Raw genomic sequence first — 24,915 nt, forward strand, 5'->3', positions numbered from 1 at the left:
ATAACCCACTCGATTATTCCGAAGCGATCCTCGCGCTTAGGCTCTTCACGACCTTCGCCTGTGCCTGATTCAATTTGCTTATTCTATTCTCGATCGTGCCGAGACGCGCCGCCAGGCCGTCCATCCCTGTGGCAGGTGCCTTGTCCGCCAGATGAGGCTTGAAGAAGACCTCATGCAGGTCAGCCAATTCCTTGGTGTGCTCTTCGGCAAAATCCAATAGGTCCTCAAGTTGGGTCATCCGCTCAAGCGGGTCCTTCGACCAGTTCTGGCTAGGCAAGAAACCCGCCTTGGTATCACCATATCTGAGTGCCATTGTTTGATTGGTCACGGTGAAAGCGGTGACCTGAGCGTCATCCATTCGAGGATAAAGCGGTGTCACATCAGGCTCCTTGGGCGCCTCCGGCCGCCCTACCAAGGAATTCGCGCTAGGGGTGGGTGGAACCATGGGTTGAGGCAGATAGGAAGCCTTGATCTGCTCACTGGCCGCGGTGGAGCCGGCATACGCGGCGATATTGATAGGTGCGGAAACCACCCCGGTTATCCCGGCGCTGATCGCCGAATCGCGCGCAACACGGGCGGCGGATGGCGAAGAAGGAATAACCCCTGCCTTGACCATTTTTTCCGCATCCATCATGCGGGCTGTCGCGTCCGCGATGGTCATTTTCGGGAGGCTGACAGGCTTCGGCGCCTTGTTTTTCCAATCGATTACTTGCTGGGTGATTTTAGGGGGAAGTAACTGTTCATGAGCTTCATTGTTACCTTTCACCATACTGGCCTTATCCCGTGCAATTTTACCGTCCTTATCGAGAGGCCTTCCGGCTTTATCAACCAGAAAACCTTCCCGATTGACCAGCTTTCCATCTCGGTCGATTAAATGACCTTCAGTATTTACCAAGCGCCCCGAGGCATTCACCAAACGGCCCTGCACATCGACGAGGTGTCCTTTATCATTAATTAGTTTGCCTTGGGTATTGATCAAATGTCCTTTTTCATTGATCAAACGCTCTTTGTCATCTATCGCTTGACCGCTACTATTGACCCGCTGCCCCAGGCTGTTGATGCGTTGGTTTTTGGCATTGATCAAATGGCCATGCTTATCGACGGCCTGCCCCTTATCATTGAGACGTTGACCTTGCTTATTAAACGCTTGGCCATTTTTAATGTAACTTCCAGCCGGCGCATTCGGCGGAAGCTTATTACCCCCTGAGACAATAACCGGAGGCTTTTTACGGATAACAAAGCTCGGAATAATTTTCGGAAAACTTGGCATTTTTAGTCACCCACAAACAATAGATATAAACGTTATTAAGAAGCTATAAGGCCTCTATCCATTATGTGGTAGCAAAAACAAAACAGTTCCTTACGACAAACCTATTACATTGATCAACGCCCCTACGACTTACCGTGCTCGACGATTAATTCCGTACTTGCGCAGCTTCCGATAAAGCGTATTTCGGCTGATACCCAGCGCCTGTGCGGTGTGTGTCATCTGCCAGTGGCGTGACTCCAGCATCGCGAGCAGTGCCTTGGATTCGGCCTCTTCAAGCGGCAGTTCTGCGCTTCTTTCAGCCGAGACAGGGGATAACATTGCCGGCAGGTCCTGCAACCGGATAAGCAGGTCATCCGTCAGCGCGACCAACGTGCGCAATACCGTGCGCAATTGGCGGATATTGCCCGGCCATGCATACCCCAGTAAGGCCTCACGCGCCGCAGGCTCCATAGTGACGGCTTGCCCGCCCGCCTCTTGGGACAACAGAAAATCCAGCAGTTGCGACTTGTCACTGCGCAACCGCAGCGCCGGCAACGCGATCTCCAGGCCATTAAGCCGATAGTACAAATCTTCTCGGAAGCTGCCGCTGTGCACCCGATCAAGCAGATTCCGATGGGTCGCGCTGATAATCCTGACATTCACCGCCTGGGGCTCGCCGCCGATGGGCACCACCAGACGATCCTCCAGGACCCTCAACAGCCGGGTTTGCAGAGCCAACGGCATATCACCGATCTCGTCCAGGAACAGCGTGCCACCGTCGGCCTGCTGCAACTTGCCCTGCATGCCTTCCTTGCGTGCGCCGGTGAAGCTGCCGCCGCGATAGCCGAACAGTTCGCTTTCGATCAGGCTTTCGGGGATGGCGGCGCAGTTGAGTGCGATAAACGCTTTGTTGGCGCGCGGGCTCGCCTGGTGGACCGCCTTGGCAAACGCCTCTTTACCGGTGCCCGTTTCGCCGTTGATCAACAGCGGCACATCACGCTCAAACACCCGCAGCGCCTTGCGAAAATCACTTTGCAAGGCGGGATCGCCCAGGCAGATTCCAGGCAGGCGAGGCGCTTCCGGCGTTTTGGTCAGCGCTGCCGGCACGCTGCGCGCCTGAGCGCGCAATGCCGCGAACAGATGCCGGCCATCGCGCGTGCGCAACGGCCAACTGGCGGTGGCATTGGCGCTGGCGCGACCGAGCAATTGGTCCAGGGAACACTCGAACAAGGCCTCCACCGGCTGGCCCAGCAGACCGCCGCGCATCTGCCCGAGCAGATTCAGCGCACTCTGGTTGAGCGCACAGATGCGCCCTTCACCGTCAAATGCCAGCAACCCTTCGCTGAACAGCCCCACCGACTCAGCCTGCAAATGGAAACGCAGCAGCCAGTGGTTTTCAAAATGGCGCAGGAAGTAACAGCTCTCGATCATCTTCGCCGACAGATTCACCAGCGCCATAGTGTGGAACTGGCTCTGGCGCGACACCGCTTCGCGCGCCGAAGACACATCCAGCACCGCCAGCAGGTCGCCATGGGGGTCGAACACCGGGCTGGCCGAGCAGGTCAACCCGGTGTGCCGGCCACGGAAGTGTTCGTCGCGATGAATCGTCAGGGACTGGCGCTCCACAAGGCAGGTGCCGATGCCATTGGTGCCTTCGCAGGCTTCGCTCCAATCGGCACCGAGCCACAGCCCGGCGCGCTCGAAAATCTTGCGCTCGGACGGCGCGGTGACACAGTTGAGGATCACTCCGCGCGCATCGGTCAGCAGCACCGCGTGGCCGGCGCCGGAGAGTTGTTGGTGCAAGCTGTTCATTTCGCTGCCGGCGATGTGCAGCACTTGCTGCAGACGCTCGCGGCTTTCGAGCAGGCGACCGTGCTCGAGCACGGTGGGCGCCAGGGTCTGTGCAGGGTCGAGGTGGTAGTCCTCAAGGCAGCGAAGCCAGGAACGGGCGATGGACGGGTCGCTGCCGGGGCCTTGGGGCAGGTCTTGCCCACGGGCGACAGTCAATACCTGCTGGGCATGGCGACTGAAATGATCGTTGTGCATGTTCTTATTATTCTCCCTGCGTGAGAACGTCCAGCATCCCCCAGCCCTGCAACAGATGCAATCCCGCGCCGACCCGCCAGTCACAAGCTGTACCGTTTATGGCACAAACTGTCACCCGCCGTGTATCGCATGGGTGACAGCAACGCCGCGCAGCAAACCCCAACCCCTTGTTTTACCTGGCCCCGAAGCACTGGCCCGACCTTTGCTCTACGCTTTATCAAGCGCTTGAGCGCTGCACTCCAATAAACATAAAAGCCAGGAGATACCCACCATGCGTTACGCACACCCCGGTACTGAAGGCGCGATCGTTTCGTTCAAGGCCAAGTACGGCAACTACATTGGTGGCGAATTCGTTGCGCCCGTCGATGGCAACTATTTCACCAACACCTCGCCGGTCAACGGCAAGCCTATCGCTGAATTCCCGCGCTCCACTGCCAAAGACATCGACAAGGCGCTGGACGCCGCCCACGCCGCCGCTGACGCCTGGGGCAAGACCTCGGCGCAGGACCGCTCGCTGGTGCTGCTGAAAATCGCCGACCGCATCGAACAGAACCTCGAACTGCTGGCCATCACCGAAACCTGGGACAACGGCAAAGCCGTGCGTGAAACCCTCAACGCCGACATCCCGCTGGCCGCCGACCACTTCCGCTACTTCGCCGGCTGCATCCGCGCCCAGGAAGGCACCAGCGCCGAGATCAACGAACACACTGCGTCCTACCACTTCCACGAGCCGCTGGGCGTGGTTGGCCAGATCATCCCGTGGAACTTCCCGCTGCTGATGGCCGCGTGGAAACTCGCCCCGGCCCTGGCCGCCGGTAACTGCATCGTGCTCAAACCGGCCGAGCAGACGCCGCTGGGCATCAACGTGCTGATGGAAGTGATCGGCGACCTCCTGCCGCCAGGCGTGCTGAACGTGGTGCACGGTTTCGGCCGCGAAGCCGGCGAAGCCCTGGCCACCAGCAAACGTATCGCCAAGATCGCGTTCACTGGCTCCACGCCGGTGGGTTCGCACATCATGCACGCGGCGGCCGAGAACATTATTCCGTCCACCGTTGAGTTGGGCGGCAAATCGCCGAACATCTTCTTCGCCGACATCATGAAAGCCGAACCGTCGTTCATCGAGAAAGCCGCCGAAGGCCTGGTGCTGGCGTTCTTCAACCAGGGCGAGGTGTGCACCTGCCCATCCCGCGCGCTGGTGGAAGAGTCGATCTACGACGAGTTCATGAAAGTGGTGATGAAAAAGGTCGAGCAGATCAAACGCGGCGACCCGCTGGACACTGACACCATGGTCGGCGCCCAAGCCTCCGAGCAACAGTTCGACAAGATCCTGTCCTACCTGGAAATCGCCAAGGGCGAAGGCGCGCAACTGCTCACCGGCGGCAAAGTGGAAAAACTCACCGGCGACATGGCGGGCGGTTATTACATCCAGCCAACCCTGCTCAAGGGCACCAACGAAATGCGCGTGTTCCAGGAAGAGATCTTCGGCCCGGTGGTGAGCATCACCACGTTCAAGGACGAAGCCGAAGCCCTGGCGATTGCCAACGACACCGAGTTCGGCCTGGGCGCCGGCGTGTGGACCCGCGACATCAACCGCGCCTACCGCATGGGCCGGGCGATCAAAGCGGGCCGCGTATGGACCAACTGCTACCACCTGTACCCGGCGCATGCCGCGTTTGGTGGTTACAAGAAGTCCGGCGTGGGCCGTGAGACCCACAAAATGATGTTGGACCACTACCAGCAGACCAAGAACTTGCTGGTGAGCTACGACATTAATCCGCTGGGCTTCTTCTAACAGACACCCCCTCCCACAATTGAAGGCTAACTAACAAGGTGGGAGGGGGGCTTGTTTCCCCTGGATCTTCATAAGTACTTGCACCGTGCACCCGGCACACAGAGGCCGAGTTAAAAACAATAACAATGAAAGGTACTTTCTTATGCCTAGCGAACCCAATGGGTCCTCTGTCGACTTCGAAAAAGTCGGCACCGACTACTTCCAACAACGCGAACTGAAAAAAGGCGCCGCCGGCTGGGTGCTGTTAGTCGGCCTCGGTGTTGCCTACGTCATCTCCGGCGACTACGCCGGATGGAACTTCGGCCTGGCCCAAGGCGGCTGGGGTGGCATGTTCCTCGCCACGCTGCTGATGGCCACCATGTACCTGTGCATGTGTTTTTCCCTGGCCGAACTGTCTTCCATGATTCCTACCGCCGGTGGCGGCTACGGTTTTGCCCGCAGCGCCTTCGGGCCTTGGGGCGGGTTCCTCACCGGCACTGCCATCCTCATCGAATACGCCATCGCCCCCGCCGCCATCGCGGTGTTTATCGGCGCCTATTGCGAGTCGTTGTTCGGCATCGGCGGCTGGATGATTTATCTGGCGTTCTACATCATCTTTATCGGCATTCACATCTTTGGCGTCGGTGAAGCCCTGAAGCTGATGTTTGTGATCACCGCCATCGCCGCGATTGCGCTGGGCGTGTTCCTGGTGGCCATGGTGCCGCATTTCAACGTCGCCAACCTGCTGGACATTCCCGTCACCGAGGCCAAGGGCGCCAGCACCTTCCTGCCCTTCGGCTACGTCGGCGTGTGGGCGGCGATTCCCTACGCCATCTGGTTCTTCCTGGCGGTCGAAGGCGTGCCACTGGCCGCCGAAGAAACCAAAAACCCCAAGCGCGACCTGCCTCGCGGCTTAATCGGCGCCATTGTGGTGCTGACCAGCTTTGCCCTGTTGATTCTGGTGATTGCGCCGGGCGGCGCGGGCACCTATGCGCTGATCAAATCCGGCAACCCGCTGGTTGAAGCGCTGGCGTTGTCCTACGGCGGCTCAACCTGGATGGGCAGCTTCGTCAACCTGGTGGGCCTTGCGGGACTGATCGCCAGCTTTTTCTCGATTATCTATGCCTATTCGCGGCAGATCTTCGCGTTATCCCGCGCTGGCTACCTGCCGCGCAAGCTGTCCGAAACCAATAAGAGCAAGGCCCCGGTACTGGCGCTGGTCATCCCCGGCATCATCGGTTTTGGCCTGTCGCTGACCGGCCAGGGCGATTTGCTGATCCTGGTGGCGGTGTTCGGCGCGACCATTTCCTATGTGTTGATGATGGCTGCGCACATCACCCTGCGCATCCGTCGCCCCAAAATGGAACGTCCTTACCGCACCCCGGGGGGCATCTTCACGTCCGGGGTTGCGCTGGTACTGGCCTGCGTGGCCGTAGTGGCGGGGTTTCTGGTAGATCCACGGGTGGTGATTGGCGCCGCGATCATCTATGGAGTATTAATTGCTTACTTTGCTTTCTACAGCCGGCATCACTTGGTAGCAGGCACGCCCGAAGAAGAATTCGCGGCGATCCAGGCCGCAGAGGCCGCCTTGCACTGACTGCCGTAAACCTCGACGCGGGCACCTCGTCCGCGTCGTCAAGGAGACACTGTATGGCAAGCTTTTCTCACGCGGTGGGCGCACTCACCTACCGTTTCGACAGCCTCAAGGACGTGATGGCCAAAGCCAGCCCCGCGCGCTCCGGGGACTTCCTGGCCGGCGTGGCCGCACAGAACGACGGCGAACGGGTGGCGGCGCAAATGGCGCTGGCGAATATCCCGCTCAAGCACTTCCTGGAAGAAGTGCTGATCCCCTATGAAAGCGACGAAGTCACCCGACTGATCATCGACACCCACGATAAACAGGCGTTTACGGCTGTCAGCCACCTCACCGTGGGCGGCCTGCGCGACTGGCTGCTCAGCGATGCGGCTGACGAACAGGCCCTACGCGCGTTGGCGCCGGGGCTGACGCCGGAAATGGCCGCGGCCGTCTCCAAGATCATGCGCGTGCAGGATTTGGTGCTGGTGGCGCAGAAGATCCGCGTGGTCACCCAGTTTCGCGGCACCATGGGCCTGCGCGGACGGCTGTCCACACGTCTGCAACCCAACCACCCCACCGATGAACCGGCCGGCATCGCCGCGAGCATTCTCGACGGCCTGCTGTACGGCAACGGCGACGCCATGATCGGCATCAACCCCGCCACCGACAGCATTGCCTCGATCTGCGCCATGCTGGAGATGCTCGACGCGATCATCCAGCGCTATGACATCCCCACCCAGGCCTGCGTGCTGACCCACGTCACCACTTCCATCGAGGCGATCAACCGTGGCGTGCCGCTGGACCTGGTGTTTCAGTCGATCGCGGGCACCGAGGCGGCCAACGCCAGTTTCGGCATCAGCTTGAGCGTGCTGCAGGAAGGCTACGACGCGGGCTTGAGCCTCAATCGCGGCACCCTGGGCCAGAACCTTATGTATTTCGAAACCGGCCAGGGCAGCGCGCTGTCGGCCAATGCGCACTTTGGGGTCGACCAGCAAACCTGCGAAACCCGCGCCTATGCCGTGGCCCGGCACTTCAAGCCGTTTCTGGTGAACACCGTGGTCGGCTTTATCGGCCCCGAATACCTGTACAACGGCAAGCAGATCATCCGCGCAGGGCTGGAAGACCACTTCTGCGGCAAACTGCTGGGCGTGCCGATGGGGTGCGACATCTGCTACACCAACCACGCCGAAGCCGACCAGGACGACATGGACACCCTGCTGACCCTGCTGGGCGTGGCCGGGATCAATTTCATCATGGGCATCCCCGGCTCCGACGACATCATGCTCAACTACCAGACCACTTCGTTCCACGATGCCCTGTACGCCCGCCAGACCCTGGGCCTGAAACCGGCGCCGGAGTTCGAACAGTGGCTGGCGAAAATGGGCATCTTCACGCAAGCCGACGGCAAAGTGCGCTTCGGCAACAGCCTGCCACCGGCGTTTCGCCAAGCCTTGGCGCAATTGGGATGAAGGAGCCGATCGTGCAACCAGAACTGCCTGATAACCCGTGGCTGGAACTGCGCCGCCTGACCCCGGCGCGGATCGCCCTGGGCCGAACCGGCACCAGCATCCCCACCAGCGCGCAATTGGACTTCCAGTTCGCCCACGCCCAAGCGCGAGATGCGGTGCACCTGCCGTTTGACCATGCCGGGCTGACCAGCCAATTGGCCGAGCGCGGGCGTGACAGCCTGTTGCTGCACAGCGCCGCCGCCGACCGACACAGCTACCTGCAACGCCCGGACCTGGGGCGGCGCCTGAGTGACGAATCAGCCCAGACCCTGCGCGACCACGCAGCCGCCAACCCCGGCGGCGTGGACCTCGCGGTGGTGGTGGCCGATGGCCTGTCGGCGCTGGCAGTGCATAAACATACGTTGCCGTTTCTGGCGCGCATGGAGGAACAGACCCACGCCGAAGGCTGGTCGCTGTCACCGGTGATTCTGGTGGAGCAGGGCCGTGTCGCCGTGGCGGACGAGATCGGGCATTTGCTCGGCGCCAAAATGGTGGTGATCCTCATCGGCGAGCGGCCGGGGCTCAGTTCGCCGGACAGCCTGGGGCTGTATTTCACCTACAACCCCAAGGTCGGCCTGACCGATGCCTACCGCAACTGCATCTCCAATGTACGCCTGGAAGGCTTGAGTTATGGCATGGCGGCCCATCGCTTGCTGTACTTGATGCGAGAGGCGTGTCGCCGGCAGTTGTCGGGGGTCAACCTCAAGGATGAGGCGCAGGTACAGACGATCGAGTCCGACGATCCAGACCTGATGAAGGGCAACTTTCTGCTCAGCCCTCCCGAGGACTGATCCCGGCACGATTGCGCTTTTTGGCGTGTTTTGGCAGCATCAAGTCACGGCCGCGCGTGTGGTCACCCCCCCCTTGGAAGTCGAGGCCTGGCATGCGGATTACTCAAGCGACCCTGGAACACCTGGACCTGTTGACCCCGTTGTTCGTCAAATACCGCGAGTTCTACGGCGCACTGCCGTTTCCCGACTCATCGCGGGCCTTTCTGGAAAAGCGCCTGCGTCGCAAGGAGTCGGTGATCTACCTGGCCCTGGCCGATGATGATGACAAGAAATTGCTTGGCTTTTGCCAGCTGTACCCCAGCTTTTCGTCGCTGTCGCTCAAGCGGGTGTGGATCCTCAACGACATCTACGTCGCTGAAGACGCGCGCCGGCAACTGGTGGCGGATAACCTGATGCGCACCGCGAAAAAAATGGCCAAAGAAACCAACGCCGTGCGCCTGCGCGTGTCCACCAGCAGTGACAACGAAGTGGCGCAGAAGACGTATGAATCGATGGGGTTTCGTGAGGACAAAGAGTTCAAGAACTACACGCTGCCGATCAATGAAGACTGACGTTTCGTAACGCGCGGGCGTGCACTGGTGAGCGAGCGCCCTCGCTCACCACCTCGCATTCACTCATTTTTGGGTAAGTCGCCACGACATCCTTCGCTACAAAACCGACACGCTTTTCACCTCTCAATCCGTATAATGCGCACCTTTCGGGGTTGTAAGAAATGCGGCGTACAACTTGTAGCCTTATTACCCGAGCTTCCGCACAGGCCTGCTGAGCCGGGCCGTTCACACAGGTGTCATCCATGGATTTCAACCCGCTCGACCTTATCCTGCATCTCGACGTTTACCTCGACCTGCTGGTAACCAACTACGGTCCGTGGATCTACGCCATTCTGTTCCTCGTCATCTTTTGCGAAACCGGCCTTGTGGTCATGCCGTTCCTGCCGGGTGATTCCTTGCTGTTTATCGCCGGCGCGGTGGCGGCGGGCGGTGGCATGGACCCGGTGCTGCTGGCAGGCCTGTTGATGTTGGCGGCCATCCTTGGCGACAGCACCAACTACGTGATCGGACGAACCGCCGGAGAACGCCTGTTCAGCAACCCGAACTCGAAAATCTTCCGTCGCGACTACCTGCAAAAAACCCACGATTTCTACGACAAGCACGGCGGCAAAACCGTGACCCTGGCGCGCTTCCTGCCGATCCTGCGCACCTTTGCGCCGTTCGTCGCCGGCATCGCGAAGATGCCCTACCCGCGCTTCTTCGGGTTCAGCGTGCTGGGCACCATCCTCTGGGTCGGTGGCCTGGTGACCCTCGGCTACTTCTTCGGCAACGTACCGTTTATCAAGAAAAACCTGTCGCTGCTGGTGGTGTTCATCATCCTGCTGTCCCTGGTGCCGATGATTATTGGTGTATTCCGCAGCCGATTTGGCCGCTCCACCTCCGAAGCCAAGTCGCAGTAACCGACGATGTGGTCCCTCAGCGCCTGGCGTCGCCGGCGCCTGCTGGCCAAGCACCCGATTGCCGATGACACCTGGCGACGGGTGCGCCACCACCTGACCTTCCTCGACGGCATCAGCGCCGAGCAAGACCAGTGGCTGCGCGAAGCCTGCGCGATATTCCTCGCCGAAAAACACCTCACCGCCCTGCCCGGCGTCGACCTGCATCAGGAACAACGCTTGCTGCTCGCGACCCAGGCACAGCTGCCGCTGATGAACCTGGGCGACCTTGACTGGTACCAGGGCTTCCACGAAATCGTGCTGTACCCCGACGACTTCCTCAGCCCCCAGCGTCATCGCGATGCCAGCGGCGTGGAGCACGAGTGGGACGGCGAACACAGCGGCGAAGCCTGGCAGCAAGGCCCGATCATTCTGGCTTGGCCCGGCGTGCTCGCCAGCGGCCAGTGGGACGGCTACAACTTGGTGATCCACGAACTGGCGCACAAGCTCGACATGCTCAACGGCGACGCCAACGGCCTGCCGCCGCTGCACAACGACATGCGCGTGCAGGAATGGGCCAGCGTGATGCAAAGCGCGTTCGATGACCTCAACCGTCAACTGGACACCGACCCGGATGCCGAGACTGAAATAGACCCCTACGCGGCGGAAAACCCCGCGGAATTCTTCGCCGTCACCAGCGAATATTTTTTCAGTGCCCCGGATTTGCTGATCACGCATTATCCACAGGTGTACGCCCAGCTCAGCCGCTTTTATCGCCAGGATCCCCTGGCCCGCCTGACCCAACTGCAAGCGCACGACCTGCGCTATCAGCCACAGGACGAATGACTGTACGACGTCTGGCGCATGGCATCGTCGTCAGAATATGCCTATAATCGCCGCCACTTTTAGGCCAATCCGGCCATGTCATATGGCCAACTACGGGGGCAACGCCCAATGAGCTACAGCAAGATTCCGGCTGGCAAAGACCTGCCGAACGACATCTACGTCGCCATCGAGATTCCGGCCAACCACGCGCCGATCAAATACGAAATCGACAAAGACAGCGACTGCCTGTTCGTTGACCGTTTCATGGCCACCCCGATGTTTTACCCGGCCAACTACGGCTTCATCCCTAACACCCTGGCTGACGACGGTGACCCCCTCGACGTGCTGGTTGTAACCCCTTACCCGGTTACCCCAGGCTCGGTCATCCGCGCGCGCCCGGTCGGCATCCTGAACATGACCGACGACGGCGGCGGCGACGCCAAAGTGATCGCGGTGCCACACGACAAGCTGTCCCAGTTGTACGTGGACGTGAAGGAATACACCGACCTGCCGCCACTGCTGCTGGAACAGATCAAACACTTCTTCGAGAACTACAAAGACCTCGAAAAAGGCAAATGGGTGAAGATCGACGGTTGGGGCAACGCAGACGCCGCCCGCGCCGAGATCATGAAGTCGGTCGCTGCCTACAAAGGCTGATACCTGCTCCCCATTGCCCCGGCACTTGAAAAAGCCCCGAGTATTCGGGGCTTTTTTATGGAAGAACGTAAACACCAAGTTCAACGCTTGATACACATCGTTGAACTAAGAGTTACAACTGAAAGATCAGGCCACAACTAAGCAAAAGCCTACACGCGCAATTCAACGCATGGTTTATTTGATTGGTTTTCTTGGCCAGTAAACTCTGCGTTTATGAATACATCAGGTGATCGTTTAAAAGCGCTACTACGGGAAGTGCATCTTTCCGCCTCCGACTTCGCCAAAAACCGTGGTGTCACGCCTCAACACGTGAACAACTGGTTCAAACGCGGCGTGCCCATGGGCCGACTCAACGAGTTCGCAGAACTGCTCTGCGTCTCCAGCCGTTGGCTGCGCACCGGCGAAGGCCCCAAACACCCACCGGCCAACTTTCTGCTGGAAGGCCCGGACACACGCAAAGGACTGCCCATCGCCCGCGAATCAATCGGAAAATACATCACAGGCCCCGCCTGCCCTCCGGAACCACTCGACGTGGAGATCCCCCTCCACCCCACCTTCACCTCAACCGAACGCATCCGCGTCTCCCTGCACACCCTCGACGCCCTCAACGTCGACCCCGACCGCGCGCTGGGCGCGTACATGGTCGACAACAGCATGATCGACATCATCCAACAAGGCGCCACTCTCGCCATCGACAAAGGCCGCACCCAAATCATCGACGGCGAAATCTACGCCGTCGAACACGACGGCATGCTGCGCATCAAATACCTCTACAACCGCCCTGGCGGCGGCCTGCGCATGCGCAGTCACAACGCCGGCGAGCATCCCGATGAATACCTGAACCACGAGGAACGCTTCGAACAAAACTTCACAATCGTCGGCTGGGTGTTCTGGTGGTCCACCCTCAACAACCGTCGGCCACCGGTGCCACTGGATGACCACCTTTTGGGCTGGGAAGGCTCTAAATCGGATCCGGAGGTGGGCAACTGAGGTGAATGTGGGTATCATGCGCCGCACATTTGGCAGGGGGTGGCTTTGCGCTATCCACCCTGCTCGGCGATGCGGAGGAGTTCCCGCGGATGCCCTTACTATTCAGCCCGACGCAATGTGGGCTGAGCGATTTGAAGGCTGGTGAGGTTTGTCAAAAACAAGCTGAGGCAGTCCCCGAGAAGCCGGCCACAAGCCGGCTTTTTAATGCCTGATAAATACCGTGACTCAATAGTCCAACACCTGTTGGACTATTGAGCAATCAAAAGCAGGTCTGCGAGACCCTGCTCTTCTCCCAGCCGCGTTACGCGGGCTGCATACACTCCACAGCCCGGTCCGCCACCATCTTCGCCATCTCCACCAAATGCATCACCGCTCTCTGCGGCGCAGCCAGCGGCTCCCCAATCACCTGAGACGTCGCTACCGCACACTGCAGCAACTCAGCCACACGCACCCAGGCATCTTCAAAGCTCAGTTCTTCATTGACAGTAAAGGGGTGGGTTGCAGGCGATGCGGGCGAATTCGAAACAACGTTATCCATAGCAAAACTCCTAGCAGTAAGTGATTACCACCGTCCTTTCGCGACTAAACAATCAGAGGTGGCGGCTGTACGCAGGTTAGTCGACCGGCCGCTAGGCACCGGCGCACCCGAGGGTGCCCTGCGCACAGCCACCATAAAGTGCAGGTGAGAAGACACCTGTCTTTGAGATGGCGCGTGCGCCTAGCGAGGTCCGGGCGACTAAACCCGATCACTGAATAACCAGTGACGATCCGCAGCCTAGTCACCCATTCCCGCTGGCGCAATGCGGTTGGGATTCTCTCGGAAACGTCCTGCAAATGAAAGAGATCAGCCCTGCTGGCCCTTTGAGCTGGGGTCTCAATCCAATATCAAATGCGGCAAAAACCGGCTCGAGTCTTTGGTAATCAAACTATTGTCCTCGCGCACGCCAATCCCCGCCGCCTGATCGCCAATCACCCAAGAGCCGATCAACGTGTAACTGTCTCCAAAGCGCGGCAGCGGTGCGAACTCCTGAAGGATAAACGGCGCATCCGTGTAGGGCCCGTCCTCTTTCACCACCAGGCCGTCGGCGGTTTGCAGCTCGATGTTGGCGCCTTCCCTTGAGAAGAATGGCTTGCGCACCCAGCCCTTGGGCACCGCTTTGTCCGGTTCGGTGTCCAGGTGGGCGGCGAGCAGGTTGGGATGGCCTTTATTGAATTCCCACAGCAGCGGCAGGATGCCTTTGTTGGAGAGGACGGATTTCCAGGCCGGCTCGAAAAACTGGGTGTCGCTTTCGGCAATGGCGCTGCCAAAGGGTTCGTGGAAGATGAATTCCCAGGCGTGCAGTTTGAACAGGTGCGGGATCCAGCGATCCTCCAGATCAACGAATCGGCCTTCGTCGGTCAGGCCGATGTCTTCGATGTCGATGTGGCGCGACTCGATGCCGACTTTTTCCGCGACCAGGCGCAGGTAGTCGGTGGTGCCTTTGTCTTCGGTCGAGCCTTTCATCGAGGCGAAGTAGAACGGCTGGTTGACCTGCAATTGGGCAAAGGCCTGGTGCAGTTTGGTGTCGATGCTGTTGAACTGGTCGGCATGCTTGGGCAGCAACCCCCGCTCGATGCATTGTTCCAGCCAGCCCCATTGAAACGCCGCGGCCTCGTAGAGGCTGGTCGGGGTGTCGTAGTTGAGTTCGAGCAACTTGGCGGGGCCGGTGCCGTTGTAGGAGAAGTCCATGCGCCCGTACAGATGCGGATGGCCTTCGAGCCATGAGGTGCGGATCATGTCGAAGAAGGGCGCAGGAATGCTCAGGCGCTCAAGCAGCTCTTGGCTCTGGACCACGCGGGCGACGAGGTCCATGCACATGTCATGAATCTCGGTGGTCGGGTCTTCGAGGTCGTGCTCGATTTGCTTGAGCGTGAACTGGTAGTACGCGCGCTCGTCCCAATAGGGTTCGCCGTCGATGGTGTGGAACAGGAAACCGAGGCTGTCGGCCGTCTGTTTCCAGTCATGACGCTCTGCACAGTGGATCTTCTTCATGGCCCGCCGTCCTTAACTGCTCGATCCGCCGCCGCCCCAGCCGCTGCGTGCGCTGGCCTTGCTGCCGAAGCCGCCACGGGAGGTGGCCGACGCAACGGAGCTCGACTGGCTGGAGGAACGCAGAGTGTTGGAGTAATTGCTGCTGCCGTAGCGGGCCTGATTGGAGCCACCGAAAGTCGCGCCATTGGAGACGCGCTGATTAAGCGTCGAGTTGCCGTAGTTGCCGCGATCATCGCGATAGCGATACACCGGCTCCGAGCGGAAGCTGTTGCGATTACTGCTCAGCATGTTGCCGATCAGCAACCCGGTCAGCAGGCTGCTGGTGGAGAAACCTGAGCCGCCGCTGTTCGCCTGGGCGCCGCCCGCTTGAGCATTGGCAGCGTCGACCTGGGACTGGGTCACCTGGCCTTCGGCAGTCAGTTCAAAACCGCCCAGCTTGGGGATGAACTGGCCATTGGAGTCCAACTGACACCAGCCGGCGACAAAGTCGGCATCGCAATCGGCCTGGCTGGCGTATACCGGGGCGATGCGGCGATGCTCGGCCAGGGCCGTCATGTAAGCGTCCGAACAGACGTCCACCGGGAGTTTTTCATCGGCGCACTGTTGAACAGATTGGAAGTTGTACTTCTTCTGCAAATCGTAGGTTTTTTCCGTCGGGCCGCAGCCGGATATCGCCATGGCGACCGACGCAGCCAGCGACAGCTGGACGTACTTGCTTCGTTTCATCGGGAGCTCCGTGCGCAATCAGTTCTGGGTAGGCGTCATGCACGCGGCATTCAACATGCCGACGCTGATGGCCACGGCGGCCACATAGATGCCTGCTGCAAGTTCGCCTTTCTTGATGCGCTCGGAAGTACCTTTGAGCACCAGACTGGTCAGCAGAAACGCCAACAGTTGCACAACGGCCGCGATCACCGCCCAGACCACGAAGTCGAGGATGCTGATCGAATAGGCGATCACATTGCTGGCCGGGATGGCGAAACCGATGATCGCGCCACCCAGGGCGACCGCGGCCGAGGTGTTGCCGGCACGGATCAGCTCGAATTCCTTGTGCGGGGTGACGCGGGTGTAAATGAACTGGAATAGCGCAAACAGCACGACCGCCCCCAGCAGGTACGTGACAAACCCGAACACCGCAGCTTTGTTCAGGGAGATGGAGAGAGCTTCTAGCATGGATGTCTTCCTTTTTTAGAGCGCATTCAAGTCGGTTGTGTACAGCGAAATGCCCAGCGACGTGCTCAGGCTGACGGTGCCCTCGGCGTCTTCTTCGACGGAGAACAACAGGAACTCCCGGCGATCGGTCAGGCCTGTGTCACGGGCGTATAGCATCGAGCGGTGCTCGACGCTGTAAGCATTCTCGGGATTTATCACACGCTCGCTCATGGCCACCAACTCTGTCTGGCCGTCCTCGCTCCCCCACACGCGTGCGTATTCGACGCCGTTGTGGGTGTACGTCGGCAGCCCGATCAGGCTCTGTGGCCCGGCCAGCCGACGTACTTCAGCTTCGCTGCTGAGGGTGACGTAACTCAGGTAGTTGAACAGGATCACTGACTCGACCTGCCCGGCGATGTCGCCGGTGGTGTGCACCTGCAGCCAGTAATCTTCGTCGTTCATGTAATAGCGTGACAGCCAGGTCGACTGCCCGAGATCAACGGTGCCATTGCTCCAGATTTCCTGGGAGCCGGGGATCACCACGGTGGTCTGCCCATCGAGCAACAATTTGAGTCTCGTGTCGAACATCACGCCTTTGCCCGGCGCCAGGCCCAGCGGCCCGGTGCTCGGCAGCGGTTCGCCCATAGGTTGTTTCGATTGCGTATTCGTTTTCGGGGCCTCAAGCCCCATCAGCTGTTTAAGCCATCCCATTGGAGATTTCCTTGAGGCGGGTGGAGGCGATGTAAAAGAGTTCGCCCCCTTCAACACGCGTGGCGCTGGGTGGATTGATCGATGGCTGCTGGGCACCTTTGGCGCGATAGCCGATCAGGGTGGCGTTGTGGCGTTCTTTCATCTGGGTGTAGAGCTCGCCGAAGGTGGCTTCAAAGGCCTCGGGCAATTTCATCAGGTATTGGGTGGCACCTTGACCCACGCACAGCAGCTCATTGATGACGACCGACGAGCCCGGATCCTGCGAGGCGCGCACCAGCATCTCGATGGCCATGCTCGAGGTGCATTCCAGGCTCGGCGCGTAGGAACTGGCCAATGCGGCAATTTCACTTTCATTGAAGTGGGCAACAACATGCCCGATCGGACTCAGTTGATTCACCGCCAGCACAGTGGCCAGGGTCAGATCATCAGAGGGCGTGCGCACCAGCACGCGCTCGGCACCGGGCACCCCTGCGCGCTGCAATAACGCGGTGGAGGACAGGCTTTCACCGCGGATGAACGCCGCTTTGCCCGGCATCGGGTTTTCTTCCAGGGTGCAATCGCAAATGACGATCAGGTTGTCATTCGAGGTCTCGTCCTGAAGCAACAACTCAATCACTCGCTCACTGGACGCGCCCTCCCAGCCAATGAGCACGGTATGACCGACCTTGCCGGTGAAATCGCCTTTGCCCTTCATGCCTTTTCTCCATGCATCGATAACACTGCTGGTGGTTTTGCCGATGGCTGCCGTCAGCAGCGCAATGCCCCCGAGCATGACCCAGGTGGCCACGAATATGCGCCCCGCCGAGGTCTGTGGCGCAAGGTCGCCGTAGCCGACGGTCAGCGTGGTGGTGAGATAGAAGTAAACGAACGTGGCGGGCGCGGTGAGGTGTTGCTCGCCCAGAAACACCAGGCCCAGATACGCCGTGCTCAGGTGCACCCCCAAGGCAATGACCAGACCTGCCCAGCCGAAGCGATGAAAGAGGGAGGAGGCGTACATGCGCAGCAAAAGAAAAATCGACATTCAGTCCCTGACTCCGTGGGTACTTGATTCCTGGTGACGCCATCGCCTCGACGTCGGGATGCTCAAGTGCGTTCAGCCGGCATTAAACCTGCTGCGCGGCGTGGAGAGAAGTACCTTGGCCGCAATAAATCCGGCCAGTGCTCCAAAAAGATGCCCCTCGAACGAAACACCCTGACGCGGCAGAAAGCCCAGGATCAGGCCACCATAAAGCAGCGCGACAACACCGGCGGTTATCAGGTTGCCCCAGCTCCTGTGGAACCAGGCGCGTGACAACAGGTAGGCCCATAAGCCGAACACCCAACCGCTGGCGCCCACGTGTATGCCGGTAAAACCGAACAGCCACACCAGCGAGCCACCCAGCAGGATAATAATCGCGCTGACGGTCACGAACCGATGGACCCCTTCGATAGTGACCAGCGTGCCCAGTATTAAAAAGGCAATCAGGTTCGCGCTGAGATGGGCAAACGAGGCGTGCAAAAACGGTGAGGTGATGATGCCAAGCAGTCCCGGCAGCGTTCTTGGGACCAGGCCGAACGCCATGAGGCTGTAACCCGTCGCCACATTGAACAGCTGCAGCGCGATCATCACCAGCGCCACGCCTGCGATTGTCTTGAAACCCTTCAAGGCATTCATCCCGCACTCGACGTTAAAAAAGAAGGGCAGACCCTGCCCTTCCCTGCCGCCACGCAGCTTACTCGGCCGACTTCTGCTTCAGTCGCTCCAGAATCGCATTGGCGCTGCCTTCGTTCGGCGTAATGCCGGCGTCACGCAGCTTGCGCTCCAGGTCGGTGCCCGTCGACGCTTCGACCAGTTCATCCTGGGCCTGCAACTCAGCGGCGCGTTGCTGCTGCTTGGCCTGCAGACGATTGAGCGTACCGACCGCGGTTTCCAGCTTGCCGTTGGCGCCACCGCTGGCGATGGAGGCGCTGACCTGAGCCTTTTGTACGCTATCGCGCGCCTTGGCCATATCCACTTGCTGGCGCAGGCTTTTGATGCGGCTCTCGGCCTTGGTGATGTCCTTGCGCATGCTGTCGGCATACCCACCGAACTCGGCAGCCTGCTTTTGCTCGACGTCGCGCTCGTTGGTCAGGGTCGAAATAGCTTCGGCCACTTCCATGGCGAGGTCTTCACGGTTGGCCTGCAGGGCTGCCATCGCCTTGGACTCGAGGTCCTTGATCTTGGCGTCATACTCGCTGACGCGATCATTGGCCAGTTTGTGCTTGGCCATGATGCTGACCAGCTCACGCTTGGCGTTGGCCAGCGCGCTGTCGGCGTCGCGAATTTCCTGATCGAGGATGCGCAGGGCCTGTTGGTCGACGATCGATTCGCCGACTTCGCTGGCACCGCCACGCAGCGCGGTGAACAGTTTGCTCCAGATGGACTGAGTCATTGGGTACTCCCGAATACTTAATTGAAGAAACGTTCGAAGGCTTCGCTGGCGCGTTGCACGTTATCGACCAGGGTTTTCACCTCGGTCACGATGTTGGTCAGGCTGGAGTCGGAGCTCAACGCGCCAAACATGTTGTAAACAACTTGCCCGTTCGGCATCGACTCGATCCCTATCGACGACAGCGGGAACATTTCCCGGCTGCGCAGCACGGCGTCATTGAAGGCCGGTACGTCGTTGATGGACTCGACGTCGACCAGAACGGTGTCCACGATGATTTGCTCGCCCACCACCGCGATGTAAATCGGCAAACCTCCGAAGTCGTTCATTTCCAACTTGATGCTGGACTCGGAGCCTTGGACGAGAGAAAGCGAAATGTCCTTCGACACCACTTCATCCAGGGCCTGAAGCGCCGTGAAGAGGCGATCGATATTCCAGTTGGTACCTGCGCTCATGAAATTCTCCGACATGAATGAGCCAGCCAGAATCGGCTGGCGAAGCTGTTTCTCCATCTGCTTGAGCAGGCTTCGGTTTTCGGGAAGCACCCAAGTTTCGTGTTTCACGTAGCCAGCGGCCGCCAGGCCCGCGCGCATCTGCTTCATGTAAAAGCTCGATGGCTTTTTCGCGGACGGCTTCGAGCGCTCTCCCTGAAGGCTTGCTGAATGGGTACCGGGCCCGGTGGAGGGGCTCGATGGAGCGCTGCTGTTCATGGTTCTGACCTCGCTGTGAAAAACTCACGCGTGAGAAAATCTACAGGCAATGTTTGCTGCACTCAATAGCTCACGCGTGAGATTTTTTGTATTACTTTTTGGCCGCAAAAGAACGATGGTTTTGGTACTCAATCAATGATTGTCTCTTCTGAGTTGACGGTATTACCCATTCCAGCCGATTTATCCGCCGCCAGCCGCCCTTTAATCTGTGCCCATGTTGAACGCAACGCCCAACCAACCTAAACAAAAAAGGATTCAACCATGAGCACGCCAACCTACAGCCGCTTGAACAAAGACGACGCCATCGTTCTGCTGGTCGACCACCAGACCGGCCTGATCTCCCTGGTGCAGGACTTCTCGCCCAACGAGTTCAAGAACAACGTGCTGGCCCTGGCCGACCTTGCCAAGTTTTTCAACCTGCCGACGATCCTCACCACCAGCTTCGAACAAGGCCCCAATGGCCCGCTGGTACCGGAGTTGAAAGAGATGTTCCCGGACGCGCCCTACATCGCTCGCCCAGGCCAGATCAACGCGTGGGACAACGAAGACTTCGTCAAGGCGATCAAAGCCACCGGCCGCAAGCAAATCATCATTGCTGGCGTAGTCACGGATGTGTGCGTGGCGTTCCCGACCTTGTCGGCGCTGGCGGAAGGGTTTGAGGTGTTTGTGGTGACGGATGCATCCGGCACGTTCAATACCACGGTGCAACAGGCGGCGTGGAGCCGGATGACGCAGGCCGGTGCGCAGTTGATGAACTGGTTCTCGGTGGCGTGCGAGTTGCACCGCGACTGGCGCAACGATATCGAAGGCCTGGGCAACCTGTTGTCCCAGCGCATTCCCAACTATCGGAACTTGATGAACGGGTATGCGGCGCTGACAGCTCATCAGAAATAAGTGATCCACGTTGCACGACAAGCCTGCCCTGAAAAGCAGGCTTTTGCGCATCTATGCAAGGACTTGCACAGATCTGAACGCAGGCCGAACAATGCTCCCTTCCTCCTGCCTTGGAAAGCCCCGTTTCCAATGCGCAATGTCGCTATTTTAAGTAGCCCTTGCCCATCAGTTGACGCCGATTTTTACACCCTGTTCGTCAGCCTATTCTGATTTTCCCACCCGTTCATCCAGCCGCTTTTTGCTGCGGCAGACTCCCACGCCTTGCCCTCTGCCGAGACGTCACGGATGACCCACGCTTCCCACTTCGGCCCCAACGAAACCAAGCCCTACCACTACCAACTCGACCACCTCGGCACGCCTCAGGAACTCACCGCTCCAGACGGCGAGATCGTCTGGTCCGCGCACTATCGCGCCTACGGCCAGATCAGCCGACTCGACGTCGGAAAAGTCGAACACCCGCTGCGCTTCCAAGGCCAATACTTCGATCAGGAAAGCGGACTGCACTACAACCGCCATCGCTACTACAATCCGGATATTGGTCGTTACCTGACGCCAGACCCGGTGAAGCTGGCGGGCGGGATCAACGCCTACCAGTACGCGCCCAATCCTACGGGGTGGGTGGATCCGCTGAAGATGAATACATCACCGACCTCAAAGAGCTCGACCAAACACTTAAAATACTAAAAAGCTTTTTCTTACCTGAACGCCCCGAACTTCTACAGAAGTTAATTCACATAAACGAATCAGCAATAGCTAATAAAACGGGTATTTTTTCTATTTTTAATAGGCCACCACCGCAAAAAAACCGTGCTGATTTTGATACCTGTTTCAAAATTACTCCAACGCAAGAGCCACACGACACCTGGCCGACCTGCTGGAAAAAACTGCCTGATCCGTCTCCTGGGAGGCGGCCGCAGCACGCGTTATCAGGTCAATACAGCGGACCGCTGACACCCCACTCATTTGCCCCCATCCCCCATGTCTGCTAGTGTCGCGCCGGTTTACCGTCTACCGGAATAGCCGCCATGGCCCGCAAAAAAGTTGCACTCGATTTCGAACAATCCCTCGCCGACCTGCAAACCCTGGTCGAGCGTCTGGAGAACGGCGAGTTGTCGCTGGAGGACTCGCTGACAGCGTTTGAGCAAGGCATCGGCCTGACCCGTGACTGCCAGAGCGCGTTGGCGCAGGCCGAGCAGAAGGTGCAGGTGTTGCTCGAGCGTGACGGCGAGTTGGCCGAGGAACCTTTCGATGCGGAACAGCCGGAATGATCGACGCGTACCAGGCCAGTAGCCAAGCCCGGGTGAATGCGGCGCTGGAGCCCTTGTTTGTTGCGCCAAGCCCGGAAATGAAGCGTTTATACGAGGCCATGCGCTACAGCGTGATGAATGGCGGCAAGCGTGTACGCCCGTTGCTGGCGTATGCGGCCTGCGAAGCACTGGGCGCGCCCGCCGAGCAGGCCAATGGTGCGGCGTGTGCGGTGGAGTTGATCCACGCCTATTCTCTGGTGCACGACGATCTGCCGGCGATGGACGATGACGATCTGCGTCGCGGCCAGCCGACCACCCACAAAGCCTTTGACGAAGCCTATGCGATTCTGGCCGGCGATGGCCTGCAAAGCCTGGCGTTCAGTGCCTTGCTGGACCCGCGCCTGAGCAGTGTCAACGCCGAGATCCGTCTGCGCATGGTCACCGACCTGGCCCTGGCCGCCGGTCCGGCCGGCATGGTAGGGGGGCAGGCTATCGACATGGGCTCGGTCAGCCTCAAGTTGGATCAAACCGCCCTCGAACACATGCACCGCCACAAGACCGGCGCGCTGATCGAAGCCGCCGTGCAGTTGGGCGCCCTGGCCAGTGGTCGCGCCGACGCGGCCCAATTGGCGGCGTTGCAGACCTATTCCCGAGCCATCGGCCTGGCCTTCCAGGTGCAGGACGACATTCTCGACGTAGAAAGTGACACCGCTACCCTGGGCAAACGTCAGGGTGCCGATATCGCACGGGATAAACCGACGTATCCGGCACTGCTCGGCCTGCAAGCCGCCAAGGCCTACGCCCTGGAGCTGCGCGATCAGGCGCTGGACGCCCTGCGACCATTCGACGCGGCAGCCGAGCCATTGCGTGACCTGGCGCGGTATATCGTCGAACGCCGCCACTGATAAAGGCCGCATATCGGCCAACTTCGGTGCTCTGCGTGGGCAGTTTGCGATGCTTGAGGTAAACTGCCGCCTCTTCTTATACCTATAACGATTCGCCTGATGCCCACGACGTTTCAAGAGATTCCCCGCAAGCGCCCGTCCACGCCCCTGCTCGACCGTGCTGCCACGCCGGACGGCCTGCGTCGACTGGGTGAAGCCGAGCTGGAAACCCTGGCCGATGAACTGCGCCTGGAATTGCTCTACACGGTCGGCCAGACCGGTGGGCATTTCGGCGCGGGCCTGGGCGTCATCGAGCTGACGATCGCCTTGCATTACGTGTTCGACACCCCGGACGACCGGCTGGTATGGGACGTGGGTCATCAGGCGTATCCGCATAAAATCCTCACCGGCCGCCGCGAGCGCATGAGCACCCTGCGCCAGAAGGACGGCGTCGCCGCCTTCCCGCGTCGCTCCGAGAGCGAGTACGACACCTTTGGCGTCGGCCACTCCAGCACCTCGATCAGCGCAGCGCTGGGCATGGCGATTGCCGCCCGTCTGCAAAACAGCGACCGCAAGGCGATTGCCGTGATCGGTGATGGCGCGCTGACCGCCGGCATGGCCTTCGAAGCGCTGAACCATGCGCAGGAAGTGGACGCCAATATGCTGGTGATCCTCAACGACAACGACATGTCGATTTCGCGCAATGTCGGCGGCCTGTCCAATTACCTGGCAAAAATTCTCTCCAGCCGTACCTACGCCAGCATGCGCGAAGGCAGCAAGAAAGTGCTCTCGCGCCTGCCCGGCGCGTGGGAAATTGCCCGTCGCACTGAAGAATATGCCAAGGGCATGCTGGTGCCCGGCACCCTGTTCGAAGAGCTGGGCTGGAACTACATCGGCCCGATCGACGGTCATGACCTGCCGACGCTGATCGCTACGTTGCGCAATATGCGTGACCTCAAGGGCCCGCAGTTCCTGCATATCGTCACCAAAAAGGGCAAAGGCTTCGCCCCGGCGGAAGTCGACCCGATCGGTTACCACGCGATCACCAAGCTGGAACCGCTCGACGCCCCCGCCGCTGCGCCGAAAAAGCCCAGCGGGCCGAAGTACTCCGGCGTGTTCGGCGAATGGCTGTGTGACATGGCCGCTGCCGACCCGCGCCTGGTAGGCATCACCCCGGCGATGAAGGAAGGCTCCGATCTGGTGGCCTTCAGCGAGCGTTTCCCACTGCGCTACTTCGACGTGGCGATTGCCGAGCAACACGCGGTGACCTTCGCGGCCGGTATGGCCTGTGAAGGCGCAAAACCGGTGGTGGCGATCTACTCTACCTTCCTGCAACGCGGTTACGACCAGCTCGTACACGATGTGGCGGTACAGAACCTCGACGTGCTGTTCGCCATCGACCGCGCTGGCCTGGTGGGCGAAGACGGCCCGACCCACGCCGGCAGTTTCGACCTGTCTTACCTGCGTTGCATCCCCGGCATGCTGGTGATGACACCGAGCGACGAGAACGAACTGCGCAAGATGCTCAGCACCGGCCACCTGTACAACGGCCCGGCTGCAGTGCGTTACCCACGCGGCAATGGCCCGAATGCGCAGATCGAAAAAGACCTGGAGCCGATCGAGATCGGCAAGGGCATCGTGCGACGCCAGGGCAGCAAGGTCGCCTTTCTGGTGTTCGGCGTGCAACTGGCCGAAGCACTGCAAGTGGCCGAGAAGATCGACGCCACCGTGATCGACATGCGCTTCGTCAAACCATTGGATGAGGCCTTGGTCCGCGAGATCGCCGGCGGCCATGAGCTGCTGGTGACCGTCGAAGAAAACGCCATCATGGGCGGTGCCGGTGCGGCGGTCAGTGAGTTCCTGGCGCGGGAGAACATCCTCAAGTCGGTGCTGCACCTGGGCTTGCCGGATGTCTACGTGGAACACGCCAAGCCGGCGCAGATGCTGGCGGAGTGTGGACTGGATGAAGCCGGAATCGAGGCTTCGGTGCGCGAGCGCATGGCGCTGCTGGGTCTATAGAAACCGAATCAACCTGTGG

Annotated in this window: 24 protein-coding genes and 2 pseudogenes; 15 read left to right on the forward strand and 11 right to left on the reverse strand. The window is 59.8% G+C overall.

All coding sequences use genetic code 11. The features are described from left to right. Nucleotides 1-13: 13 nt before the first annotated feature. The gene (locus PSH59_RS22705; protein ID WP_305393723.1) at nucleotides 14-1,270 is read right to left on the reverse strand and encodes a hypothetical protein; all 1,257 of its coding nucleotides are present in this window, start codon (nucleotides 1,268-1,270) and stop codon (nucleotides 14-16) included. A 129-nt stretch (nucleotides 1,271-1,399) separates the two neighbouring features. Next, nucleotides 1,400-3,295, reverse strand: coding sequence for a sigma-54-dependent Fis family transcriptional regulator (locus tag PSH59_RS22710; protein ID WP_305393724.1), 1,896 nt, complete (start codon nucleotides 3,293-3,295; stop codon nucleotides 1,400-1,402). 271 nt (nucleotides 3,296-3,566) lie between these two features. Between PSH59_RS22710 and PSH59_RS22715 the strand changes: the two genes are divergently transcribed. The 9 genes from PSH59_RS22715 to PSH59_RS22755 all read left to right on the forward strand — a co-directional run bounded on the left by PSH59_RS22715 (nucleotide 3,567) and on the right by PSH59_RS22755 (nucleotide 12,839). Further along, nucleotides 3,567-5,087, forward strand: a complete 1,521-nt coding sequence (locus PSH59_RS22715) for an aldehyde dehydrogenase family protein (protein ID WP_248078604.1) — start codon at nucleotides 3,567-3,569, stop codon at nucleotides 5,085-5,087. A gap of 142 nt (nucleotides 5,088-5,229) precedes the next feature. Then, nucleotides 5,230-6,663: an ethanolamine permease gene (gene eat / locus PSH59_RS22720; RefSeq protein ID WP_248078607.1), complete on the forward strand. Its 1,434-nt coding sequence runs from the start codon at nucleotides 5,230-5,232 to the stop codon at nucleotides 6,661-6,663. Between the two features lie 53 nt (nucleotides 6,664-6,716). Continuing rightward, the gene (locus PSH59_RS22725) at nucleotides 6,717-8,111 is read left to right on the forward strand and encodes an ethanolamine ammonia-lyase subunit EutB (protein ID WP_248078610.1); all 1,395 of its coding nucleotides are present in this window, start codon (nucleotides 6,717-6,719) and stop codon (nucleotides 8,109-8,111) included. Next, on the forward strand, nucleotides 8,108-8,941 hold the full coding sequence (gene eutC, locus PSH59_RS22730) for an ethanolamine ammonia-lyase subunit EutC (protein WP_305393725.1): 834 nt from the start codon (nucleotides 8,108-8,110) through the stop codon (nucleotides 8,939-8,941). Before PSH59_RS22725 ends, eutC begins: the two co-directional genes overlap by 4 nt. Before the next feature lie 92 nt (nucleotides 8,942-9,033). Continuing rightward, a complete protein-coding gene (locus tag PSH59_RS22735) occupies nucleotides 9,034-9,492 on the forward strand; it encodes an N-acetyltransferase (protein WP_248078615.1) in 459 nt (152 codons plus the stop codon). A gap of 242 nt (nucleotides 9,493-9,734) precedes the next feature. After that, the gene (locus PSH59_RS22740) at nucleotides 9,735-10,391 is read left to right on the forward strand and encodes a DedA family protein (RefSeq protein WP_248078618.1); all 657 of its coding nucleotides are present in this window, start codon (nucleotides 9,735-9,737) and stop codon (nucleotides 10,389-10,391) included. 6 nt (nucleotides 10,392-10,397) lie between these two features. Next, nucleotides 10,398-11,213: a zinc-dependent peptidase gene (locus tag PSH59_RS22745; RefSeq protein WP_305393726.1), complete on the forward strand. Its 816-nt coding sequence runs from the start codon at nucleotides 10,398-10,400 to the stop codon at nucleotides 11,211-11,213. A 108-nt stretch (nucleotides 11,214-11,321) separates the two neighbouring features. Continuing rightward, a complete protein-coding gene (ppa, locus tag PSH59_RS22750; RefSeq protein WP_003176323.1) occupies nucleotides 11,322-11,849 on the forward strand; it encodes an inorganic diphosphatase in 528 nt (175 codons plus the stop codon). Between the two features lie 213 nt (nucleotides 11,850-12,062). Further along, the gene (locus PSH59_RS22755; RefSeq protein WP_305393727.1) at nucleotides 12,063-12,839 is read left to right on the forward strand and encodes a S24 family peptidase; all 777 of its coding nucleotides are present in this window, start codon (nucleotides 12,063-12,065) and stop codon (nucleotides 12,837-12,839) included. Nucleotides 12,840-13,140: 301 nt separating this feature from the next. Here PSH59_RS22755 and PSH59_RS22760 read toward each other — a convergent pair whose 3' ends face one another. The 9 genes from PSH59_RS22760 to PSH59_RS22800 all read right to left on the reverse strand — a co-directional run bounded on the left by PSH59_RS22760 (nucleotide 13,141) and on the right by PSH59_RS22800 (nucleotide 19,744). Continuing rightward, nucleotides 13,141-13,377 (reverse strand): hypothetical protein, encoded by a 237-nt coding sequence (locus tag PSH59_RS22760; RefSeq protein WP_305393728.1) that lies wholly within the window; start codon nucleotides 13,375-13,377, stop codon nucleotides 13,141-13,143. A gap of 336 nt (nucleotides 13,378-13,713) precedes the next feature. After that, nucleotides 13,714-14,871 (reverse strand): glutathionylspermidine synthase family protein, encoded by a 1,158-nt coding sequence (locus PSH59_RS22765; protein WP_305393729.1) that lies wholly within the window; start codon nucleotides 14,869-14,871, stop codon nucleotides 13,714-13,716. A gap of 12 nt (nucleotides 14,872-14,883) precedes the next feature. Continuing rightward, nucleotides 14,884-15,597: a DUF1190 domain-containing protein gene (locus PSH59_RS22770; RefSeq protein WP_305393730.1), complete on the reverse strand. Its 714-nt coding sequence runs from the start codon at nucleotides 15,595-15,597 to the stop codon at nucleotides 14,884-14,886. 18 nt (nucleotides 15,598-15,615) lie between these two features. Next, on the reverse strand, nucleotides 15,616-16,044 hold the full coding sequence (locus tag PSH59_RS22775; RefSeq protein WP_248078630.1) for a DUF350 domain-containing protein: 429 nt from the start codon (nucleotides 16,042-16,044) through the stop codon (nucleotides 15,616-15,618). Between the two features lie 15 nt (nucleotides 16,045-16,059). After that, nucleotides 16,060-16,734 carry a DUF2491 family protein gene (locus PSH59_RS22780; RefSeq protein ID WP_305393731.1) on the reverse strand — a complete coding sequence of 225 codons (675 nt, stop codon included), beginning with the start codon at nucleotides 16,732-16,734 and terminating at the stop codon, nucleotides 16,060-16,062. Beyond that, nucleotides 16,721-17,755 (reverse strand): ion channel, encoded by a 1,035-nt coding sequence (locus PSH59_RS22785; protein WP_248078634.1) that lies wholly within the window; start codon nucleotides 17,753-17,755, stop codon nucleotides 16,721-16,723. The genes PSH59_RS22780 and PSH59_RS22785 overlap by 14 nt, the downstream gene beginning before the upstream one ends. A 72-nt stretch (nucleotides 17,756-17,827) precedes the next feature. Then, nucleotides 17,828-18,388, reverse strand: coding sequence for a rhomboid family intramembrane serine protease (locus tag PSH59_RS22790; protein WP_305393732.1), 561 nt, complete (start codon nucleotides 18,386-18,388; stop codon nucleotides 17,828-17,830). A 58-nt stretch (nucleotides 18,389-18,446) separates the two neighbouring features. After that, nucleotides 18,447-19,145 (reverse strand): PspA/IM30 family protein, encoded by a 699-nt coding sequence (locus PSH59_RS22795; protein WP_248078638.1) that lies wholly within the window; start codon nucleotides 19,143-19,145, stop codon nucleotides 18,447-18,449. 17 nt (nucleotides 19,146-19,162) lie between these two features. Further along, on the reverse strand, nucleotides 19,163-19,744 hold the full coding sequence (locus PSH59_RS22800) for a YjfI family protein (RefSeq protein WP_248078642.1): 582 nt from the start codon (nucleotides 19,742-19,744) through the stop codon (nucleotides 19,163-19,165). A gap of 369 nt (nucleotides 19,745-20,113) precedes the next feature. On the opposite strand from PSH59_RS22800, the gene ycaC reads away from it, so the two are divergent. The 6 genes and pseudogenes from ycaC to dxs all read left to right on the forward strand — a co-directional run bounded on the left by ycaC (nucleotide 20,114) and on the right by dxs (nucleotide 24,896). Then, a complete protein-coding gene (gene ycaC / locus PSH59_RS22805; RefSeq protein WP_099584642.1) occupies nucleotides 20,114-20,746 on the forward strand; it encodes an isochorismate family cysteine hydrolase YcaC in 633 nt (210 codons plus the stop codon). Nucleotides 20,747-21,049: 303 nt separating this feature from the next. Continuing rightward, a pseudogene (locus PSH59_RS22810) lies at nucleotides 21,050-21,394 on the forward strand (RHS repeat-associated core domain-containing protein); the annotation flags it as partial. Nucleotides 21,395-21,584: 190 nt separating this feature from the next. Next, nucleotides 21,585-21,697, forward strand: a pseudogene (locus PSH59_RS22815) (Fic family protein); the annotation flags it as partial. 74 nt (nucleotides 21,698-21,771) lie between these two features. Further along, on the forward strand, nucleotides 21,772-22,014 hold the full coding sequence (locus PSH59_RS22820) for an exodeoxyribonuclease VII small subunit (protein ID WP_003176346.1): 243 nt from the start codon (nucleotides 21,772-21,774) through the stop codon (nucleotides 22,012-22,014). Continuing rightward, a complete protein-coding gene (ispA, locus tag PSH59_RS22825; RefSeq protein ID WP_017525996.1) occupies nucleotides 22,011-22,898 on the forward strand; it encodes a (2E,6E)-farnesyl diphosphate synthase in 888 nt (295 codons plus the stop codon). Before PSH59_RS22820 ends, ispA begins: the two co-directional genes overlap by 4 nt. A gap of 99 nt (nucleotides 22,899-22,997) precedes the next feature. After that, a complete protein-coding gene (gene dxs / locus PSH59_RS22830; RefSeq protein WP_305393733.1) occupies nucleotides 22,998-24,896 on the forward strand; it encodes a 1-deoxy-D-xylulose-5-phosphate synthase in 1,899 nt (632 codons plus the stop codon). Nucleotides 24,897-24,915 lie beyond the last annotated feature (19 nt).

Origin of the sequence: Pseudomonas sp. FP2309 (genome assembly GCF_030687575.1) — a bacterium.
In the GTDB taxonomy this organism is placed as follows: Bacteria; Pseudomonadota; Gammaproteobacteria; order Pseudomonadales; family Pseudomonadaceae; genus Aquipseudomonas.

Bases quoted from the DNA above. Each gene is read 5' to 3' on its own strand.
- PSH59_RS22705 (WP_305393723.1), bottom strand. From the start codon at position 1,270: ATGCCAAGTTTTCCGAAAATTATTCCGAGCTTTGTTATCCGTAAAAAG.
- PSH59_RS22710 (WP_305393724.1), bottom strand. From the start codon at position 3,295: ATGCACAACGATCATTTCAGTCGCCATGCCCAGCAGGTATTGACTGTC.
- PSH59_RS22715 (WP_248078604.1), top strand. From the start codon at position 3,567: ATGCGTTACGCACACCCCGGTACTGAAGGCGCGATCGTTTCGTTCAAG.
- eat (WP_248078607.1), top strand. From the start codon at position 5,230: ATGCCTAGCGAACCCAATGGGTCCTCTGTCGACTTCGAAAAAGTCGGC.
- PSH59_RS22725 (WP_248078610.1), top strand. From the start codon at position 6,717: ATGGCAAGCTTTTCTCACGCGGTGGGCGCACTCACCTACCGTTTCGAC.
- eutC (WP_305393725.1), top strand. From the start codon at position 8,108: ATGAAGGAGCCGATCGTGCAACCAGAACTGCCTGATAACCCGTGGCTG.
- PSH59_RS22735 (WP_248078615.1), top strand. From the start codon at position 9,034: ATGCGGATTACTCAAGCGACCCTGGAACACCTGGACCTGTTGACCCCG.
- PSH59_RS22740 (WP_248078618.1), top strand. From the start codon at position 9,735: ATGGATTTCAACCCGCTCGACCTTATCCTGCATCTCGACGTTTACCTC.
- PSH59_RS22745 (WP_305393726.1), top strand. From the start codon at position 10,398: ATGTGGTCCCTCAGCGCCTGGCGTCGCCGGCGCCTGCTGGCCAAGCAC.
- ppa (WP_003176323.1), top strand. From the start codon at position 11,322: ATGAGCTACAGCAAGATTCCGGCTGGCAAAGACCTGCCGAACGACATC.
- PSH59_RS22755 (WP_305393727.1), top strand. From the start codon at position 12,063: ATGAATACATCAGGTGATCGTTTAAAAGCGCTACTACGGGAAGTGCAT.
- PSH59_RS22760 (WP_305393728.1), bottom strand. From the start codon at position 13,377: ATGGATAACGTTGTTTCGAATTCGCCCGCATCGCCTGCAACCCACCCC.
- PSH59_RS22765 (WP_305393729.1), bottom strand. From the start codon at position 14,871: ATGAAGAAGATCCACTGTGCAGAGCGTCATGACTGGAAACAGACGGCC.
- PSH59_RS22770 (WP_305393730.1), bottom strand. From the start codon at position 15,597: ATGAAACGAAGCAAGTACGTCCAGCTGTCGCTGGCTGCGTCGGTCGCC.
- PSH59_RS22775 (WP_248078630.1), bottom strand. From the start codon at position 16,044: ATGCTAGAAGCTCTCTCCATCTCCCTGAACAAAGCTGCGGTGTTCGGG.
- PSH59_RS22780 (WP_305393731.1), bottom strand. From the start codon at position 16,734: ATGGGATGGCTTAAACAGCTGATGGGGCTTGAGGCCCCGAAAACGAAT.
- PSH59_RS22785 (WP_248078634.1), bottom strand. From the start codon at position 17,755: ATGTCGATTTTTCTTTTGCTGCGCATGTACGCCTCCTCCCTCTTTCAT.
- PSH59_RS22790 (WP_305393732.1), bottom strand. From the start codon at position 18,388: ATGAATGCCTTGAAGGGTTTCAAGACAATCGCAGGCGTGGCGCTGGTG.
- PSH59_RS22795 (WP_248078638.1), bottom strand. From the start codon at position 19,145: ATGACTCAGTCCATCTGGAGCAAACTGTTCACCGCGCTGCGTGGCGGT.
- PSH59_RS22800 (WP_248078642.1), bottom strand. From the start codon at position 19,744: ATGAAGCAGATGCGCGCGGGCCTGGCGGCCGCTGGCTACGTGAAACAC.
- ycaC (WP_099584642.1), top strand. From the start codon at position 20,114: ATGAGCACGCCAACCTACAGCCGCTTGAACAAAGACGACGCCATCGTT.
- PSH59_RS22820 (WP_003176346.1), top strand. From the start codon at position 21,772: ATGGCCCGCAAAAAAGTTGCACTCGATTTCGAACAATCCCTCGCCGAC.
- ispA (WP_017525996.1), top strand. From the start codon at position 22,011: ATGATCGACGCGTACCAGGCCAGTAGCCAAGCCCGGGTGAATGCGGCG.
- dxs (WP_305393733.1), top strand. From the start codon at position 22,998: ATGCCCACGACGTTTCAAGAGATTCCCCGCAAGCGCCCGTCCACGCCC.